This window comes from Streptomyces angustmyceticus, from assembly GCF_040701845.1.
GTDB classification, from domain to species: Bacteria; Actinomycetota; Actinomycetes; order Streptomycetales; family Streptomycetaceae; genus Streptomyces; species Streptomyces angustmyceticus_A.
Genome location: NZ_JBFBHQ010000013.1, coordinates 100,548 through 115,325, shown reverse-complemented (window position 1 = coordinate 115,325; position 14,778 = coordinate 100,548). Strand labels below are relative to the sequence as shown.

Sequence of the window (14,778 nt, the reverse complement as noted above, 5' to 3'; positions counted from 1 at the left end):
ACGCCTCGGTCGCAGGGGTGCGGTTGCTCGTCGCGGTCATGGCGGCAAGTAAACCAGACAGCAGTGCGGGCCGATCAAGCCAGTCCGGATGGCGGACAGGCCTGACCGACCCGTGGACAGCACCTCACGGCGCGAGGGTGATCTCCACCGATCCGTCCGTGGCCTGGGCCGACACGTCCGCGAGGGTGGCGACGACGATGTCCGCCGACAGCTCGTCCGCCCGGTGGGTTGTGGTCAACGCCACGGTCACCATCCCGGCCGCGCGGCCCGCCGCCAGTCCGGCCGGCGCGTCCTCGAAGACCACACAGCGGGCCGGGTCCGCCCCGAGCCGCTCGGCGGCGAGCAGGAACGGCTCCGGGTCGGGCTTGCCCCGGCTGATGTCGTCGGCGGCTACCAGGGTCTTGGTGCGGATCCCGGCCTCGTCGAGCCGGGCCTCGGCCAGCCGCCGGGTGGCGGAGGTCACCACGGCCCACCGCTCGGCGGGCAGGCTCTCCAGCAGGGCGAGGGTGCCGGGCAGCGCCGCGACTCCCCCGGCGGTGTCCTCGACCTCCAGCTGCTCGATCCGGGCCACCGCCCCGGGCACCCGGTCGGCGGGCAGCAGATCGGCGACGATCTCCGCCGCCGGACGGCCGTGCAGGGGGATCCGGGCGAATTCCTGCTCGGTGATGCCGTACTCCGTCGCCCACCGGGTCCAGCAGCGCCGGACGGACTCCAGGGAGGAGATCAGGGTGCCGTCGTTGTCGAACAGGAGCGCCTCAGCGGTGATCTTCATACTGCACGAGCGTACGGGTCACGGTGGGGCCGACGGCGGCCGCCCGCCCGGGGCCGATTAGCATCGCCCCATGCCCCACAACCCCCTCGTGCGCAGCCGTGCGGCCCGGAGGTCCCGGTGATCGACGCGCTGACGATCGCGGTCGCGGTGACCGCTCTCGCGCTGGCCGCGTGGTGCGGCTTCGCCGCCTTCCGCGACCAGCCCACCAAGGACTGGCACTTCATCGGCATGGCGCTGGTGTCGGTCCTCGGCCTCGTCCAACTGGTCGTCGCCGTCGTGCAGTTGTCGCGCGGAGAGTCGCCGGACAAGGGCACCGCGCTCTTCGTCGCGTACCTGCTCGGGGCGGCGGCCTGTGTCCCGGCGACCGGGTTCATGTCGCTCTCGGAGCGCACCCGCTGGGGATCGGCCACCGTCGCGGCGGGCGCCGTGGTGCTGGCCGTGCTGGAAGTGCGGCTGTTCGACATCTGGGGAGGCGGCAGTGCCTGAGACCACGGCGACCACGGCGGAGGACGGCGACGCGGCCACCGCACCGGCGAAGCGTTCCCTGGGCACCGGCCCCGGCCGCCTGCTGGTCACGCTCTACGGCATCTTCACCGTCGCGGCCGCGTCCCGCTCCCTCTACCAGCTCCTCGCCCAGTTCGACCGGGCCCCGCTGGCCTACGCCCTCTCGGCCGTCTCCGCGGTCGTCTACGGGTTCATCACCTTCTCGCTGGTGCGCGGCGGCGAGGGCGCCCGCCGGGCCGCGCTCGCCTGCTGCGCGCTGGAGCTGCTCGGGGTGCTCGGCATCGGCACCTGGACGCTGCTCGACCGGTCCGCTTTCCCCGACGCGACGGTCTGGTCCGACTACGGCATGGGCTACCTCTTCATCCCGGTCATCCTGCCCGTCACCGGGCTGATGTGGCTGCGCCGGGCGCGTACGGAGCGGCCCGCCGCCTGAGCGGAAGCGGAAGGGGAGGGCGGACGCACGGCCCGCCCTCCCCTTTTTCACGCCCTGGTGGCCTCACACCCGGGCGGCTCCACGTCCCGACGGCCTCACGCCTGGGCGGCGAACTCCCCCTGGCTCGGCGCCGCCGGTGCCGCCACCGCGCCGGCCTCCACGGGAAGCTCCTTCTCCAGCGTCACCACGCTGAGCCGGGGCGTGCGCTGCTCGGTGCCCACGGGCACATAGCCGCGGCTGCGGTACAGCCGCAGATTGCCCTCGCTGCGGTGGCCGGTGAACAGGCGGAAGCAGGTCGCCGACCGCTCGGCCGCCAGCCGCTCCTCGACCGCGTCGAGCAGCCGTCCGCCCAGGCCGTGCCGCTGCATCCGCGGGTGCACGATGAGCTTGGCTATCCGCGCGGTGCCGTCCTCGTCGACCGTGCCGCGCACGGACCCGACCACCTCCGCACCGAGCCTGGCCACCACGACGCAGCCCTCGCCCAGTTCGGCGCGCAGCGCCTCCAGCGTCTGGGTCAGCGGCTCGATGCCGTAGTCGTCGTACAGCGCGGCTTCCTGCTGGTAGCAGAGGAACTGGAGTTTGAGGATCTGCTCGGCGTCCTGGTCGGTCGCCGCAGAGATGGTCACGCTCGTGCCCATGCGCGTATGCCTCCCCTATTCGGTTCGCTGGTCCGGGCGCCGAGGGTGAGAGGGGTGCGCCCGGAACGATGTGCCCTGACGGACGGCGCCGTGGGGTACCCGTCGCCGTCATGGCGTGGCTGACACTGCTTCTTCCGGGTTCCCCGGTATGTGGCAGCGGCAATCTCCGCCGCGAGCATTCTGCGCGGGCGAACGCGGTGGGCGGAACGGACCGGCGCCGGGCTCTCCTGTGACATTCCCAACTCAGATGAGTATGCGGGGAGCCGGCGCCGGGCCGGACGCGACCGGTCAGTGCTTGCGGAACTCCGCGGCCGCCAGCAGCGCGGTGTCGGGGTTGTCGGAGAACAGGCCGTCGATGCCGGTGCCCAGGAGCGCCTTGAAGAAGCGGAGGGAGTCGCCGTAGGCGTTCGGGTCGCTGCCGCGCCGGAAGTCGGTCGGCAGGAAGGTGTTCTCGTTGCGGACCGTGTAGGGGTGCAGCACCAGTCCGGCGGCGTGGGCGTCCTTGACCACGGCGCTGGGCTCGCCGAGCTTGCCGTCGGCGTCCCGCGGGATGATCACGGTCAGGTCCGGGCCGATGCCCTGGGCGAAGCCGGCGAGCCACTTCAGGCCCTCGGGCTTGACCAGGTCGGCGACGGTGCGCGGGTCGCCGGACGCCGTGAAGTCCCAGGGGCGGTCCTTGAGCGTGCCCAGCAGGACGACCTTGGGGCAGTCGACGAGCTTGTCCAGGCGCTGGATGCTGCTGGGTTCGAAGGACTGCAGGAAGTTCGGGGAGTGCTTCCGGTGCCGGCCGTGCGCCCGCAGGGCCTTCGCCAGCCGCTCCTCCAGGCCGAGGCCGAGCCCCCGGAAGTAGGAGGGGTGCTTGGTCTCGATGTGCAGCCAGACGGGACGGCCCCGCTTGCGGCCCTCGCGCTCGGCCCACTGCAGGACCTCCTCGAACGTCGGCACGTCCCACACCCCGTCGTAGAGGGTGTTGTGCTGACGGGTGCCCGGTATGCGCTCCTTGGCGCGCAGCGTCTTGAGCTCCGCGAGCGTGAAGTCCTCGGTGAACCAGCCGGTCAGCTTGGTCCCGTCGACGGTCTTGGTGGTCTTGCGGTCCGCGAACTCGGGGTGCGCGGAGACATCGGTGGTGGCGGTGATGTCGTTCTCGTGACGGCAGACCAGGTGCCCGTCCTTGGTGGGGACGAGGTCCTGTTCGATGACGTCCGCGCCCATGTCGAGGGCGAGTTGGTAGGAGCCGAAGGTGTGCTCGGGGCGGTAGCCGCTGGCGCCGCGGTGGCCGACGATCAGCGGGACCGGCAGTTCCCGGGGCACGCCGTCCCGCGTGCGGGCGCTCGCCTGGCCCGCTCCGCCGAACACCGCCGCTCCCGCGCCGAGAGCCGCGGCCCCCAGCACCGTCCGTCGTCCCGGCTGCTGCCACTTGTGCATGCCCACGCTCCTTGTCCGAGGTGTTTCGGTGTGTTCCAGGTGCTTCCGGGTGTTTTCCGGCGTGCGGTGAGGCGTGTTGCACACCGGCCCACGGAACCGGGCCGATCGTAAGCACGGACGGGTCATGCCGGGGAGACGCCCGCCAACATAGGGGGGAACATGGTGGTAACACACGTCAACCGTGGGTCAACTGTGCGTATCGACCTCGTGAACCCGACGTGCGAGCGGGAGTGACCCGCGAGTATTGTCCTGGGCTGCAGAGTTCTGCGCCCGCTTGACATTGACCAGTCGCGACCCGGAGGGCCCGTTGTCCCGCATTGTGCTGAAGGCGATTCTCGGATTCGTCATGCGTGTCCTGTACCGCCCGAAGGTCGAGGGCATGGAGCGCATTCCGGCGACCGGACCGGTGATCCTGGCCGGCAATCACGTCACCTTCATCGACTCGCTGTTCCTGAGCCTGGTGGTCAAGCGCCCGGTGTACTTCATCGGCAAGGACGAGTACGTCACCGGCAAGGGCGTCAAGGGCCGGCTGATGGCCTGGTTCTTCACCAGCGCCGGCATGATCCCGGTGGACCGGGACGGCGGGCACGGCGGGGTCGCGGCGCTGATGACCGGCCGCCGGGTGCTGGAGGAGGGCAGCGTCTTCGGCATCTACCCCGAGGGCACCCGCTCCCCCGACGGCCGGCTCTACCGCGGCCGTACGGGCATCGCCCGGCTCACCCTGATGACCGGCGCCCCCGTCGTCCCGTTCGCGATGATCGGCACCGACAAGGTGCAGCCCGGCGGCAAGGGCCGCCCGCACATCGCGCCGGTGACGGTGCGCTTCGGTGAGCCGCTGGACTTCTCCCGTTACGACGGCATGGACCGCGACCGCTATGTGCTGCGCGCCGTCACCGACGAGGTGATGAGCGACGTCATGGAGCTGTCCGGCCAGGAGTACGTCGACATCTACGCCACCAAGGCCAGGGCCGCCTGACCGCACCCCGGCTCCCTGCACCACGGGCCCCGTCCGCTTTCCGGACGGGGCCCGTGCCGTGTGCCGGGCTTCCGCGTCCGGTCAGCAGGGCACCCGGAAGCCGCCGGGCGCGCGCTGGCCCTCGGCGCCGCCGGTCAGCGCCGTACGCAGCGCCACCTCGGGCCGCGGCACCAGGCCGGTCCCGGCCCGCAGGAGTTGCTGGCGCTGGGTGACGGTCCCGGTGCGGGCGCCGGGCACGCCCGTGTTCTTGACCCGCACCCGGTCCAACGGGGCGGGCTTCAGCTGCTTCTTGGTGCGGACGTAGGCGATGAAGCTCTCGAAGTCGCGGGTGTGCCGGACGGGGGCGGTGAAGCCGGTGAAGGCGCTGAAGCCGTCCTGGTTGATGAGGGTGTACGAGGGGGCGGCGAGGCGGTAGCTGCGGGTGAGGCTGAGCGCGCGGCCGTCGATGAAGACCTCGGCCGGGTCGATCCGCCGGCCGACCGGCCCCGCGGCGTCGAAGGTGTAGCGGACGTTGCCGGAGACGGCCAGCGGGGAGAAGCCGAGGCCGCCGCCGGAAATCGGCGCCCACTGTTCCTCCAGGGCGTCATGGATCTGCCGGCCGGTGACGGTGACGGTCAGGATCGGGTCGCCGAAGCCCACGGAGTTCCAGGCCTGCGCGAAGGTGACGGTGCCGTCCGTCTCCTGGTTGCGGATCAGGTCGCCGGCGATCACGGCCTGGCCGACGCGCGGCGCGACCGCGATCACGGCGAGGTCCGCGGGGGTGTTGGGGTGGTCGGCGGGGTCGTCCATCGGACCGTGCGGCTGCCGGCCCGCCCACAGGGCCCAGTCGGCGACGAGGTTGCCCATGGTGCTCTCCCCCAGCGCGTTGCGCCGCCGGGTGAAGGAGGCCGTCTGGGTGCCGATCTTGCTGCGGGCGCGCCGGGAGGCGTAGTCGGCCCAGTAGCCGGCGATCTCGCGCAGCTCCTTGTCCGGCGTCACATCGCGGGTGTTGGGGTGGTTGGTGGAGGTGGTCAGCTCACGGATCACCGCTCCGGTGTCCGGGTCGAGGCGCAGGTTGATCTCGTTGATGAGCTGGCCGTAGCAGCCCGCCTCGACGAAGGGGCGGGGGTCGCCGTTGGGGTCGGGCAGCATCATGGTGAAGGCGCAGTGCCAGTGGCCGGTGACGATGGCGTCGATGTCGGGCGAGGCCCGCAGCGCCAGTTCGTAGGCGGGGCCCGAGGGGTTCTTGCCGCTGTTGAAGTCGCTGCCGGCCACCGCGCCGTCGTGCATGCTGAGCACGATCGCGTGGACGCCGCGCGACTTGAGCTCGGCGGCGCAGCGGTTGGCGGTCTCCAGCTCGTCCAGGGTGCGCAGCCCCGGCTGGTAGGAGCCGGGGAAGGACTCGGTGCCGATCGCGGTCAGGTGGATGAAGCCGATCGCCAGCCGGCGGCCGCGGCCGGCGTCCACGTACTCGATGTTGTACGGCGCCAGTACGGTCTCGCCGGTCGCGTTCCAGACCATGTTGGCGCTGTAGTAGGGGAACTTCGCGCCCTCGAAGCGGCGCCCCGTGGAGTCCTTGAAGTCGTCGTCCCGGCCGACGACCGGGTAGGCGTCGCCGTCGCCCATGTGCGAGGTCAGGAAGGTCGCCGACTTGTCGAACTCGTGGTTGCCGGCCGAGGCGAAGTCCAGCCCCATGGCGTTGAGCGCCTCGACGGTGGGCTCGTCGGCGAAGGAGGAGGCGTCGAACTCCCAGCCGGAGAAGAGGTCGCCGGGGGCGAAGAAGAGCGAGTTGCTGCGGCCGTCTCTCAGCCGCTCCAGGTGGGCGGCCATGTAGGCGACGCCGCCCACGGTGTACTTCTTTCCGCCGGCGCCGGTGATGACGGAGTTGGCGCCCGGGGCACCCTGCAGATAGCCGTGCAGATCGGTGATGTTGAGGAGCTGGACGTCGACGTATTCGTCGGCGGTGGCCGCGTCGCGGGCGTGGCCGGTGGCGTAGGCGTTGCTGCCGATGGCGCTCGCGGTGGCGAGGGCCCCCGCGGCGGTGAAGAAGGAGCGTCGTCCGATGTCGCGCACTGCGTCACTCTCCTGTGGCCGTCCGTAGGGGGACGACGGGAGAGTCAAACGGGCCGCACGGGACGGCCGGTCACCAGCGCACGTACCGGGCGTGAACGGGCGAGGGACAGTCGCCCCCAGGGCGTGTCCCGTGGATCATGGCGGGTACGGGGCGCCGTGATCCACCAGACACGCCCTGGGGCGCGGTGAGTGCCCGCCGTCCGGCGGAGCGGCCGCAGGGCCTACGGCGTCACGGGCGCTGCGCCTTGCCGCCGGACGCGGAGCCGGAGCCGCGGCCCGGCTCCCGGACGGCCGTGGCGAGCGCCGGGGCGGACGGGGCCGGGCTGTTCGCCAGCTCCTGGCCCCGCAGCAGGAACCAGGCGGCCACCGCGGCGGCCAGCAGGACCGCCGCGCCCACCCCGGCCGCGACGTCCACCCCGGCGACGAAGGAGTCCTGCGCGGCCTTCACCAGCGCCGCGGCCTGGTCGGCGGGGAGGTGGCGGGCCGCCTCGAAGGCGCCGCCGAGCGATTCGCGGGCGGCGTCGGCGGCCGGTCCGGGGACGCCGAGCGGGGTGCTGAAGCCCCGGTAGATGCTGGTGACGATGGAGCCCAGCAGGGCGATGCCGAGGGCGGCGCCGAGTTCGTAGGCCGTCTCGGAGACCGCGGAGGCGGCGCCCGCCTCCTCCTTGGGGACGCTGGAGAGGATCACATCGGCGGTGACGGTGAAGGAGAAGCCGGCGCCGACGCCGACCACGAACAGGATGACGCACAGCGCGGCGGTCCCGGTGTCGCCGTGCAGCGTGGTGCAGCCGACGAGGGAGAGCCCGACCACGGCGAGGCCGCCGGCCACCACGATCCGTACGGACAGCCGCCGGGCGACCCAGCCGGCGGCCAGACCGGCGGCCACCGCGCCGATCGCGGCCGGGAGTTCGGTGAGCCCGGCGTTCAGCGGCGAGCGCAGCTGCACCATCTGGAGGAACTGGGAGAGGAAGAAGACCAGGCCGGACAGCCCGAGGATGGTCAGCAGATCGGCGAGCACCGCCCCGGAGAATCCTCGGTGCTGAAAGAGCTTCATGTTCAACAGCGGCGAGGCGAGGGTGAGCTGCCGGCGGACGAACACGAACAGCGCGAGCACCCCGATGACGGCCGCCAGCGCGATGTCCCAGCGGTAGCCCTCCACCGCCGCTTCCTTGATGGCGTAGACGACGGCGACGATGCCCACCAGGGCCAGCAGCACGCTGGGGATGTCCCAGGGGCCGGGATCCGGATTGCGGGACTCCGGGATGACCCGGGCGCCGACGGCCACCAGCAGCGCCATCACCGGCAGGTTGATCAGGAAGACCGAGCCCCACCAGAAGTGCCCGAGCAGGAACCCGCCGAGGACCGGCCCGACGGCCATGCCGGCCGAGGCCATCGCGCCCCAGATGCCGATGGCCAGACTGCGTTCCCTGGGGTCGTGGAAGAGGTTGCGGATCAGCGCCAGGGTGGCCGGCATCAGCGTGGCGCCGGCCACGCCCTGCAGCGCCCGGGCGGCGATCATCATCTCCGGGGTGGTGGCGTACGCGGCGAGCACCGACATCGCGCCGAAGCCGACGGAGCCGATCAGCAGCAGCTTCTTGCGGCCGATGCGGTCGCCGAGGCTGCCCATGGAGACCAGCAGACCGGCGATGACGAAGGAGTAGATGTCACCGATCCACAGCAGCTGCGTGCCGGACGGCCGGAGGTCCTCGCTGAGGAACGGGGTGGCGAGGCCGAGGACCGTGGCGTCGACGCCGACCAGCAGGACGGCGAGGACGAGGACGGCCAGCGCGAGCCAGCGGCCCGGCCGGGGCTGGTCGTCCACATGAGCCGAACCGGCCGGTTCTGACGCTATGGTCTCGGTCATTTCTCCATGCTCCGTCGGATGCCGCCGAGCAGCAGCTCGGCAATCGAGTGGGTGAGGTCGTTGCGGGCGACCCGTCCTTCATGGACGGCGTAGGCGCCCGCGCCGATCAGGCCGTAGAAGGCTTCGGTGAGCCAGGCGGCGCTCAGGTCGATCCGGAAGTCGCCCTCTTCCTGGCCGCGGCGGAACAGGGCGGCGATCCGGGCGTCCAGCTCCGCCCAGCCGGCGTTGATCTCGCCGTCCTCGAAGAGCTGGTTCTCGGTGAAGAGGAAGGCGAGCACGGCAGCGACCGGCTCGGCCTCGGCGACCAGCCGGCGCAGCGCCCCGGCGGCGTCCCCCTCCTCCAGCCGCGCCGCGTCCATCGCCTGGACGAACTGCGCGATGCCGTGCTCCTCCAGCGCCCGGATCAGGGCGTCCCGTCCGGCGAAGTGCCGGTGCAGGGTCGCGCGGCTGATGCCGGCGGCGCGGGCGATCTCGTCCAGCGGCGTCGATGCCCGGCGCGTGAGCAACGCGGCGGCTTCCTTGAGTACCCGTTCACGGTCCACGGCCATGAGACATACAATACCCGAATGAGACATCAATGTCTCACAACTTCGGCCCCCGCCCCCACGACGGTGGCCCGCCCCCGGTCTTTCCCGGGGGCGGGCCACCGTCACGCACACGTGCGACCAGGCCGGTCGGGGCGGCGGGCGGGCTGCTCCGCGAGCAGGGTCACCGCGCGCCGGATGCGGGTGCGGGCCCTGCGCCGGGTGTCCCGGCCCGGTGCCGGACCCCGGCCAGCACGGGATAATCGGTGTACCCGGTCTCTCCGCCGACGTACATCATGTGCGCGTCGCGCACCGGGTTGAGCGGTGCGCCGATGCGCAGCCGTTCGACCAGGTCGGGGTTGGCGAGGAACGCGCGGCCCAGGGCGATCAGGTCGGCTCCCGCGGTCAGCAGCCGCTCGCCCGCCCGCATGCCGCCGTCGGCGGGCAGTGGTGCTCCCCGGCCCAGCGCCGGGTTGGCGATCAGCGTGCCCGGCCAGGACGTGCGGAGGTCGTGGAAGAGGGGCTGGTCCGGGTCGGCGGACACGAGGTGCAGGTAGGCGAGACCGGTGTCCGCCACGGCCTCGACGAGAGCCGGGTAGAGGTCGCCGGTGTCGCCCTCGACGATGCCGTTGACGGTGTTTCCCGGGGAGATGCGCAGGCCCACCCGGTCGGGGCCGATGGCTTCGGCGACGGCCCGGGTCACCTCGACGGCGAACCTGATGCGGCCGGCGACCGAGCCGCCGTAGCCGTCGGTGCGGCGGTTGGTGCCCTGCGACATGAACTGGTGCAGGAGATGGCCGTTCGCGGCATGCACCTCCACTCCGGCGAAGCCGGCCTCGAGGGCGTTGCGGGCGGCGGCGGCAAAGTCGGCGACGGTGGACCGGATGTCGTCGTGGGTCATCTCCCGCGGCACGACGGCATCCTGGCGCCCGTGGGGGGTGTGGATCGTCTCCGGGAGCGGGACCGGCGAGGGCGCGACGGGCATCAGGCCGCTGTTGTCGGGATGTCCGACCCGGCCGCCGTGCTGCAGTTGCAGGAACATCCGGCCGCCCGCGGCCCGCACCGCTTCGGTGACGTGCCGCCAACCGGCGATGTGCCGCTCGTGGTGGATCGCGGGGATGTGGGGGTAGGTCTGCCCCACGGCATTCGGCGTGGCAGCCTCCGCGATGATCAGTCCCGCGGAGGCGCGCTGCGCGTAGTACGTGGCCATGAGGGGCTGCGGGACACCGTCGGCGCCCGCGCGATTGCGGGTCAACGGTGCCATGACCAGCCGGTTGGGCAGGCGCAGCGTGCCGAGGCGGGCGGGTTCGAAGAGGCGGGACATCGCCGGGGTGTGCGTCATGCCGGTACGGTAGAAGTTGACATCAGTGTCAGGTTCAAGTCCGGTGACGGCACACGGGGGCGGGACATGCGGATCGGTGAACTGGCCCGGCGCAGTGGGGTGAGCGAGCGTTCCCTGCGCTATTACGAGGCGCAGGGACTGCTGAGCGCCGAGCGCACCCCGGGTGGTCAACGGCACTACGGCGAGTGGGCGGTCGACCGGGTCGTCCGCATCCAGGCGCTCTACGCCGCAGGACTGAACAGCAAGAAGATCGCACAGCTGCTCCCCTGCATGAGGGATGCCGACGGCGGCCCGTCCGAGTCCGCCACCCCACGGCTGGTCACCGAACTCACCGCGGAACGGGACCGCATCGACCGGATGATCACCAACCTGATCCGCTCCCGCGACGTCCTGGACGAAGCCATCACCACGGCCTCGGCCGGCCCGCCGGCCGCCGCCGTTTCCCGCGCCGGCACCGATTCCCGCGCCGGCACCACCGGACCGCACCACGGATAACGGCCGCGGCCGGCGGCCGGGAGAAGGACTCGGGTCCATCGGCCGGCCCCCTGCCTGCACCGGCCTTCCGGAGCGCGGACGCGCCGAAAGCCCGGCCCGCAGGCAGCAACCGGCCCCCGGCCGACGACCGCATCAGCCGTGCGGATGCGGTCGTCGGCCGGGGGCCGTGTCTTGGCTCAGGTCAGCTCGGTGGTCTTCTTGGCCGTCGCCCACTCCTGCTGCCCGACCAGGTCCGCCCGCACCTCTGCGAGCTGGACGGCCACCGCGGAGGGGGCGGTGCCGCCGCGGCCGCTGCGCGAGGCGAGCGCGCCGGGGACGTTGAGGACGCCGCGGACCTCGGGGGTCAGATGCGGGGAGATCTTGGCGAACTGCTCGTCGGTGAGCTGGTCCAGCTCGATGCCGTGCGCCTCGCACTCCTTGACGCACTCGCCCGCGACCTCGTGCGCCACCCGGAACGGCACGCCCTGCTTGACCAGCCACTCCGCGATGTCGGTGGCCAGCGAGAACCCGGCCGGGGCCAGCTCCTCCATCCGCTCACGGTTGACGGTCAGCGTGGCCATCATGCCGGTGAACGCCGGGAGCAGCACCTCCAGTTGGTCACAGGAGTCGAAGACCGGCTCCTTGTCCTCCTGGAGGTCGCGGTTGTAGGCCAGCGGCAGCGCCTTGAGCGTCGCCAGCAGACCGGTCAGGTTGCCGATGAGGCGGCCCGACTTGCCCCGCGCCAGCTCCGCGATGTCCGGGTTCTTCTTCTGCGGCATGATCGACGAGCCGGTGGAGAAGGCGTCGTGGAGCGTGACGAAGGAGAACTCCTTCGTGTTCCAGAGGATGACCTCCTCGGCGATCCGGGAGAGGTTGACGCCGATCATCGCCGTGATGAAGGCGAACTCCGCGACGAAGTCACGCGAGGCCGTGCCGTCGATGGAGTTGCCGGACGAGCCGTGCTCGAAACCGAGGTCGGCGGCGACCGCCTCCGGGTCGAGGCCGAGCGAGGAGCCGGCGAGCGCGCCCGAGCCGTACGGGGAGACGGCGGTGCGGTCGTCCCACTGCCGCAGCCGCTCCGCGTCCCGGGACAGCGACTGCACATGCGCCAGCACATGGTGGGCGAAGAGCACCGGCTGTGCGTGCTGGAGGTGGGTGCGGCCCGGCATGGCGACGTCCGGGTGGGTCTCGGCGAGCGAGACCAGCGCCTCCTGGAGGTCGGCGATCAGCCCGCCGATGATCCGGGCGTGGTCGCGCAGGTACATCCGGAAGAGCGTGGCGACCTGGTCGTTGCGCGACCGGCCGGCCCGCAGCTTGCCGCCGAGGTCGGGGCCGAGCCGCTCCAGCAGCCCGCGCTCCAGGGCGGTGTGCACGTCCTCGTCGGCGATGGTGCCGGTGAACGAGCCGTCGGCGACGTCCGCGGCGAGCTGGTCGAGCCCGGCGAGCATGCGGGTGAGCTCGTCCTCGGTGAGCAGCCCCGCCGCGTGGAGCACCCGGGCGTGCGCACGGGAGCCGGCGATGTCGTACGGGGCCAGCCGCCAGTCGAAGTGGACGGACGCCGACAGTTGGGCCAGCGCCTCGGCCGGACCATCGGCGAAACGGCCGCCCCAGAGCCGGACGTCACCGCTGTTGCTGCTCACTGCTGCTCCTCAAGGCTGCTGCGACGGGCACCCGGGGACGGCCCCCGGGTCCCTCTGCCGCCTTCCCCGAGGTCGCGAGGACCAGGAGGTGTCCCCACCCCACAGCGGGGGCGGGGAGGCGGCCGTGTACGTGGGTAACGAGTCGGCTCAGGCCAGGTCGCGCTTGGCGGCGATCTTGCTCGACATCCCGAAGAGTTCGATGAAGCCCTTCGAGAGCGACTGGTCGAAGGTGTCGCCGGTGTCGTACGTCGCGAGGTTGAAGTCGTAGAGCGACTGGTCGGACTTCCGGCCGGTGACCACCGCGCGGCCGCCGTGCAAGGTCATCCGGATGTCGCCGCTGACCTGCTGGTTGGCCTCGTTGATGAAGCCTTCCAGGGCGCGCTTGAGCGGCGAGAACCACAGGCCGTCGTAGACCAGCTCGCCCCAGCGCTGCTCGACCTGCCGCTTGTAGCGGGCCAGTTCGCGCTCGACGGTGACGTTCTCCAGCTCCTGGTGCGCGGTGATCAGCGCGATCGCGCCGGGCGCCTCGTAGACCTCACGGGACTTGATGCCGACCAGCCGGTCCTCGACCATGTCGATCCGGCCGATGCCCTGGCCGCCGGCCCGCTCGTTGAGCTGCTGGATGGCCTGCAGGACGGTGACGGGCTTGCCGTCGAGGGCGACCGGGACGCCTTCCTTGAAGGTGATGACGACCTCGTCGGCCTCCCGCGGGACGGCCGGGTTCTCGGTGTACTCGTACACGTCCTCGATCGGCGCGTTCCAGATGTCCTCCAGGAAGCCGGTCTCCACGGCCCGCCCGAAGACGTTCTGGTCGATGGAGTACGGCGACTTCTTGGTGGTCGCGATCGGGAGGTTCTTCTCCTCGCAGAACGCGATCGCCTTGTCCCGGGTCATCGCGTAGTCGCGGACCGGGGCGATGCACTTCAGGTCGGGGGCGAGGGAGGAGATGCCGGCCTCGAAGCGGACCTGGTCGTTGCCCTTGCCGGTGCAGCCGTGGGCGACGGTGGTGGCGCCGTGCTTCTTCGCCGCGGCGACCAGGTGCTTGACGATGGTCGGCCGGGAGAGCGCCGAGACCAGCGGGTAGCGGTCCATGTACAGGGCATTGGCCTTGATCGCCGGGAGGCAGTACTCGTCGGCGAACTCGTCCTTGGCGTCCGCGACCTCGGCCTCGACCGCACCGCAGTCGAGCGCACGCTTGCGGATGACGTCCAGGTCCTCGCCGCCCTGGCCGACGTCCACGGCAACGGCGATGACCTCGGCGCCCGTCTCCTCGGCGATCCAGCCGATACAGACGGAGGTGTCCAGGCCGCCCGAGTAGGCGAGTACGACGCGCTCGGTCACGGGTTTCTCCTTACGGTGCATACGCTGATGGGTATAAGTATGCACTCCACCGTATGTTTCGTCAACGCGTCGACGAATATGCAGGTCAGCGGCGTGTCACCGGCGTGGCGCGGGCCCCGTCACCCCTCCCGGAGCACCTCTGCCAGGACGTTCACATGGCTCACCGACACGTCCTTCGTGGCCGTCAGCAGCGTCAGCGGCCCCTGCGCGGCCCGCTCCCGCAGCCCCTCCAGTGCCGGCCGGACCGCCTCGCGCGCCAGCTCCTCGCGATACCGCTCGGCGAACTCCGTGAACTTCGGCCCCTCGTGGTGGAACCAGCGCCGCAGCTCCGACGACGGCGCCACGTCCTTGCACCACTCGGTGAGCTGCGCGTCCGCCTTGGACAGCCCGCGCGGCCACAGCCGGTCGACCAGGACCCGCGCCCCGTCCGCCGGCTCCGGCGCCTCGTAGACCCGGCGCACCCGGAGCGGGCTCTTGGCGGACATTTCATCCATAACCTCATCGAACCACGACTCCCGGGCCCCCGCCGGGGGCCCGGGACGGCGCCTGCGAGCACCCGCTTTGGATTCATGGCCCCGGACAGGGTATTTTTCTTCTGCACGCCCCGGCCGGGAGTTCTCCGGCCGGCACGAGCACCGGGACGTGGCGCAGCTTGGTAGCGCACTTGACTGGGGGTCAAGGGGTCGCAGGTTCAAATCCTGTCGTCCCGACGGTGCAGAAAAGGGCTGAGAAGCCCAGGTCAGGGCCTTGTCCCCGCTTCGGCGGGGACAAGGCCCTTGATCTTTTTCAGGGC

14 protein-coding genes and 1 tRNA gene are annotated in these 14,778 nt (G+C 71.6%); 5 read left to right on the top strand and 10 right to left on the bottom strand.

All coding sequences use genetic code 11. The features are described 5' to 3' along the window. Window positions 1–124 precede the first annotated feature (124 nt). Window positions 125–772, bottom strand: a complete 648-nt coding sequence (locus AB0411_RS24860) for an HAD-IA family hydrolase (protein WP_366419494.1) — start codon at window positions 770–772, stop codon at window positions 125–127. A 117-nt stretch (window positions 773–889) separates the two neighbouring features. On the opposite strand from AB0411_RS24860, the gene AB0411_RS24855 reads away from it, so the two are divergent. Further along, window positions 890–1,258, top strand: a complete 369-nt coding sequence (locus AB0411_RS24855; RefSeq protein WP_260637904.1) for a hypothetical protein — start codon at window positions 890–892, stop codon at window positions 1,256–1,258. Further along, on the top strand, window positions 1,251–1,709 hold the full coding sequence (locus tag AB0411_RS24850) for a hypothetical protein (protein WP_366419493.1): 459 nt from the start codon (window positions 1,251–1,253) through the stop codon (window positions 1,707–1,709). The genes AB0411_RS24855 and AB0411_RS24850 overlap by 8 nt, the downstream gene beginning before the upstream one ends. A 95-nt stretch (window positions 1,710–1,804) precedes the next feature. On the opposite strand, the gene AB0411_RS24845 is transcribed toward AB0411_RS24850, so the two are convergent. Both AB0411_RS24845 and AB0411_RS24840 read right to left on the bottom strand, forming a co-directional pair. Beyond that, a complete protein-coding gene (locus AB0411_RS24845) occupies window positions 1,805–2,347 on the bottom strand; it encodes a GNAT family N-acetyltransferase (RefSeq protein WP_366419492.1) in 543 nt (180 codons plus the stop codon). 288 nt (window positions 2,348–2,635) lie between these two features. Next, window positions 2,636–3,772, bottom strand: a complete 1,137-nt coding sequence (locus AB0411_RS24840; protein ID WP_366419491.1) for a glycerophosphodiester phosphodiesterase — start codon at window positions 3,770–3,772, stop codon at window positions 2,636–2,638. Window positions 3,773–4,079: 307 nt separating this feature from the next. On the opposite strand from AB0411_RS24840, the gene AB0411_RS24835 reads away from it, so the two are divergent. Beyond that, the gene (locus tag AB0411_RS24835) at window positions 4,080–4,748 is read left to right on the top strand and encodes a lysophospholipid acyltransferase family protein (RefSeq protein ID WP_086720378.1); all 669 of its coding nucleotides are present in this window, start codon (window positions 4,080–4,082) and stop codon (window positions 4,746–4,748) included. An 81-nt stretch (window positions 4,749–4,829) separates the two neighbouring features. Here the strand turns inward: AB0411_RS24835 and AB0411_RS24830 are convergent, their stop codons facing one another. The 4 genes from AB0411_RS24830 to AB0411_RS24815 all read right to left on the bottom strand — a co-directional run bounded on the left by AB0411_RS24830 (window position 4,830) and on the right by AB0411_RS24815 (window position 10,530). Continuing rightward, a complete protein-coding gene (locus AB0411_RS24830) occupies window positions 4,830–6,800 on the bottom strand; it encodes a bifunctional metallophosphatase/5'-nucleotidase (protein WP_366419490.1) in 1,971 nt (656 codons plus the stop codon). Between the two features lie 229 nt (window positions 6,801–7,029). Beyond that, window positions 7,030–8,664, bottom strand: a complete 1,635-nt coding sequence (locus AB0411_RS24825; protein ID WP_366419489.1) for an MFS transporter — start codon at window positions 8,662–8,664, stop codon at window positions 7,030–7,032. Beyond that, window positions 8,661–9,212: a TetR/AcrR family transcriptional regulator gene (locus AB0411_RS24820; RefSeq protein WP_366419488.1), complete on the bottom strand. Its 552-nt coding sequence runs from the start codon at window positions 9,210–9,212 to the stop codon at window positions 8,661–8,663. The genes AB0411_RS24825 and AB0411_RS24820 overlap by 4 nt, the downstream gene beginning before the upstream one ends. A 160-nt stretch (window positions 9,213–9,372) precedes the next feature. Further along, on the bottom strand, window positions 9,373–10,530 hold the full coding sequence (locus AB0411_RS24815; protein ID WP_366419487.1) for an alkene reductase: 1,158 nt from the start codon (window positions 10,528–10,530) through the stop codon (window positions 9,373–9,375). 66 nt (window positions 10,531–10,596) lie between these two features. Between AB0411_RS24815 and AB0411_RS24810 the strand changes: the two genes are divergently transcribed. Next, window positions 10,597–11,025 carry a MerR family transcriptional regulator gene (locus AB0411_RS24810; RefSeq protein WP_366419486.1) on the top strand — a complete coding sequence of 143 codons (429 nt, stop codon included), beginning with the start codon at window positions 10,597–10,599 and terminating at the stop codon, window positions 11,023–11,025. 176 nt (window positions 11,026–11,201) lie between these two features. Here AB0411_RS24810 and argH read toward each other — a convergent pair whose 3' ends face one another. The 3 genes from argH to AB0411_RS24795 all read right to left on the bottom strand — a co-directional run bounded on the left by argH (window position 11,202) and on the right by AB0411_RS24795 (window position 14,479). Then, the gene (argH, locus tag AB0411_RS24805; RefSeq protein WP_366419485.1) at window positions 11,202–12,644 is read right to left on the bottom strand and encodes an argininosuccinate lyase; all 1,443 of its coding nucleotides are present in this window, start codon (window positions 12,642–12,644) and stop codon (window positions 11,202–11,204) included. A 147-nt stretch (window positions 12,645–12,791) separates the two neighbouring features. Beyond that, window positions 12,792–13,985, bottom strand: a complete 1,194-nt coding sequence (locus AB0411_RS24800) for an argininosuccinate synthase (RefSeq protein ID WP_366419484.1) — start codon at window positions 13,983–13,985, stop codon at window positions 12,792–12,794. A gap of 119 nt (window positions 13,986–14,104) precedes the next feature. Then, entirely contained in the window at window positions 14,105–14,479 is a 375-nt protein-coding gene (locus AB0411_RS24795; RefSeq protein WP_366419483.1) for a DUF488 domain-containing protein, read from the bottom strand. 142 nt (window positions 14,480–14,621) lie between these two features. Between AB0411_RS24795 and AB0411_RS24790 the strand changes: the two genes are divergently transcribed. Next, window positions 14,622–14,695, top strand: a tRNA-Pro gene (locus AB0411_RS24790). Window positions 14,696–14,778 lie beyond the last annotated feature (83 nt).

Bases quoted from the DNA above. Each gene is read 5' to 3' on its own strand.
- AB0411_RS24860 (WP_366419494.1), bottom strand. From the start codon at position 772: ATGAAGATCACCGCTGAGGCGCTCCTGTTCGACAACGACGGCACCCTG.
- AB0411_RS24840 (WP_366419491.1), bottom strand. From the start codon at position 3,772: ATGCACAAGTGGCAGCAGCCGGGACGACGGACGGTGCTGGGGGCCGCG.
- AB0411_RS24820 (WP_366419488.1), bottom strand. From the start codon at position 9,212: ATGGCCGTGGACCGTGAACGGGTACTCAAGGAAGCCGCCGCGTTGCTC.
- AB0411_RS24845 (WP_366419492.1), bottom strand. From the start codon at position 2,347: ATGGGCACGAGCGTGACCATCTCTGCGGCGACCGACCAGGACGCCGAG.
- AB0411_RS24795 (WP_366419483.1), bottom strand. From the start codon at position 14,479: ATGGATGAAATGTCCGCCAAGAGCCCGCTCCGGGTGCGCCGGGTCTAC.
- AB0411_RS24815 (WP_366419487.1), bottom strand. From the start codon at position 10,530: ATGACGCACACCCCGGCGATGTCCCGCCTCTTCGAACCCGCCCGCCTC.
- AB0411_RS24825 (WP_366419489.1), bottom strand. From the start codon at position 8,664: ATGACCGAGACCATAGCGTCAGAACCGGCCGGTTCGGCTCATGTGGAC.
- AB0411_RS24810 (WP_366419486.1), top strand. From the start codon at position 10,597: ATGCGGATCGGTGAACTGGCCCGGCGCAGTGGGGTGAGCGAGCGTTCC.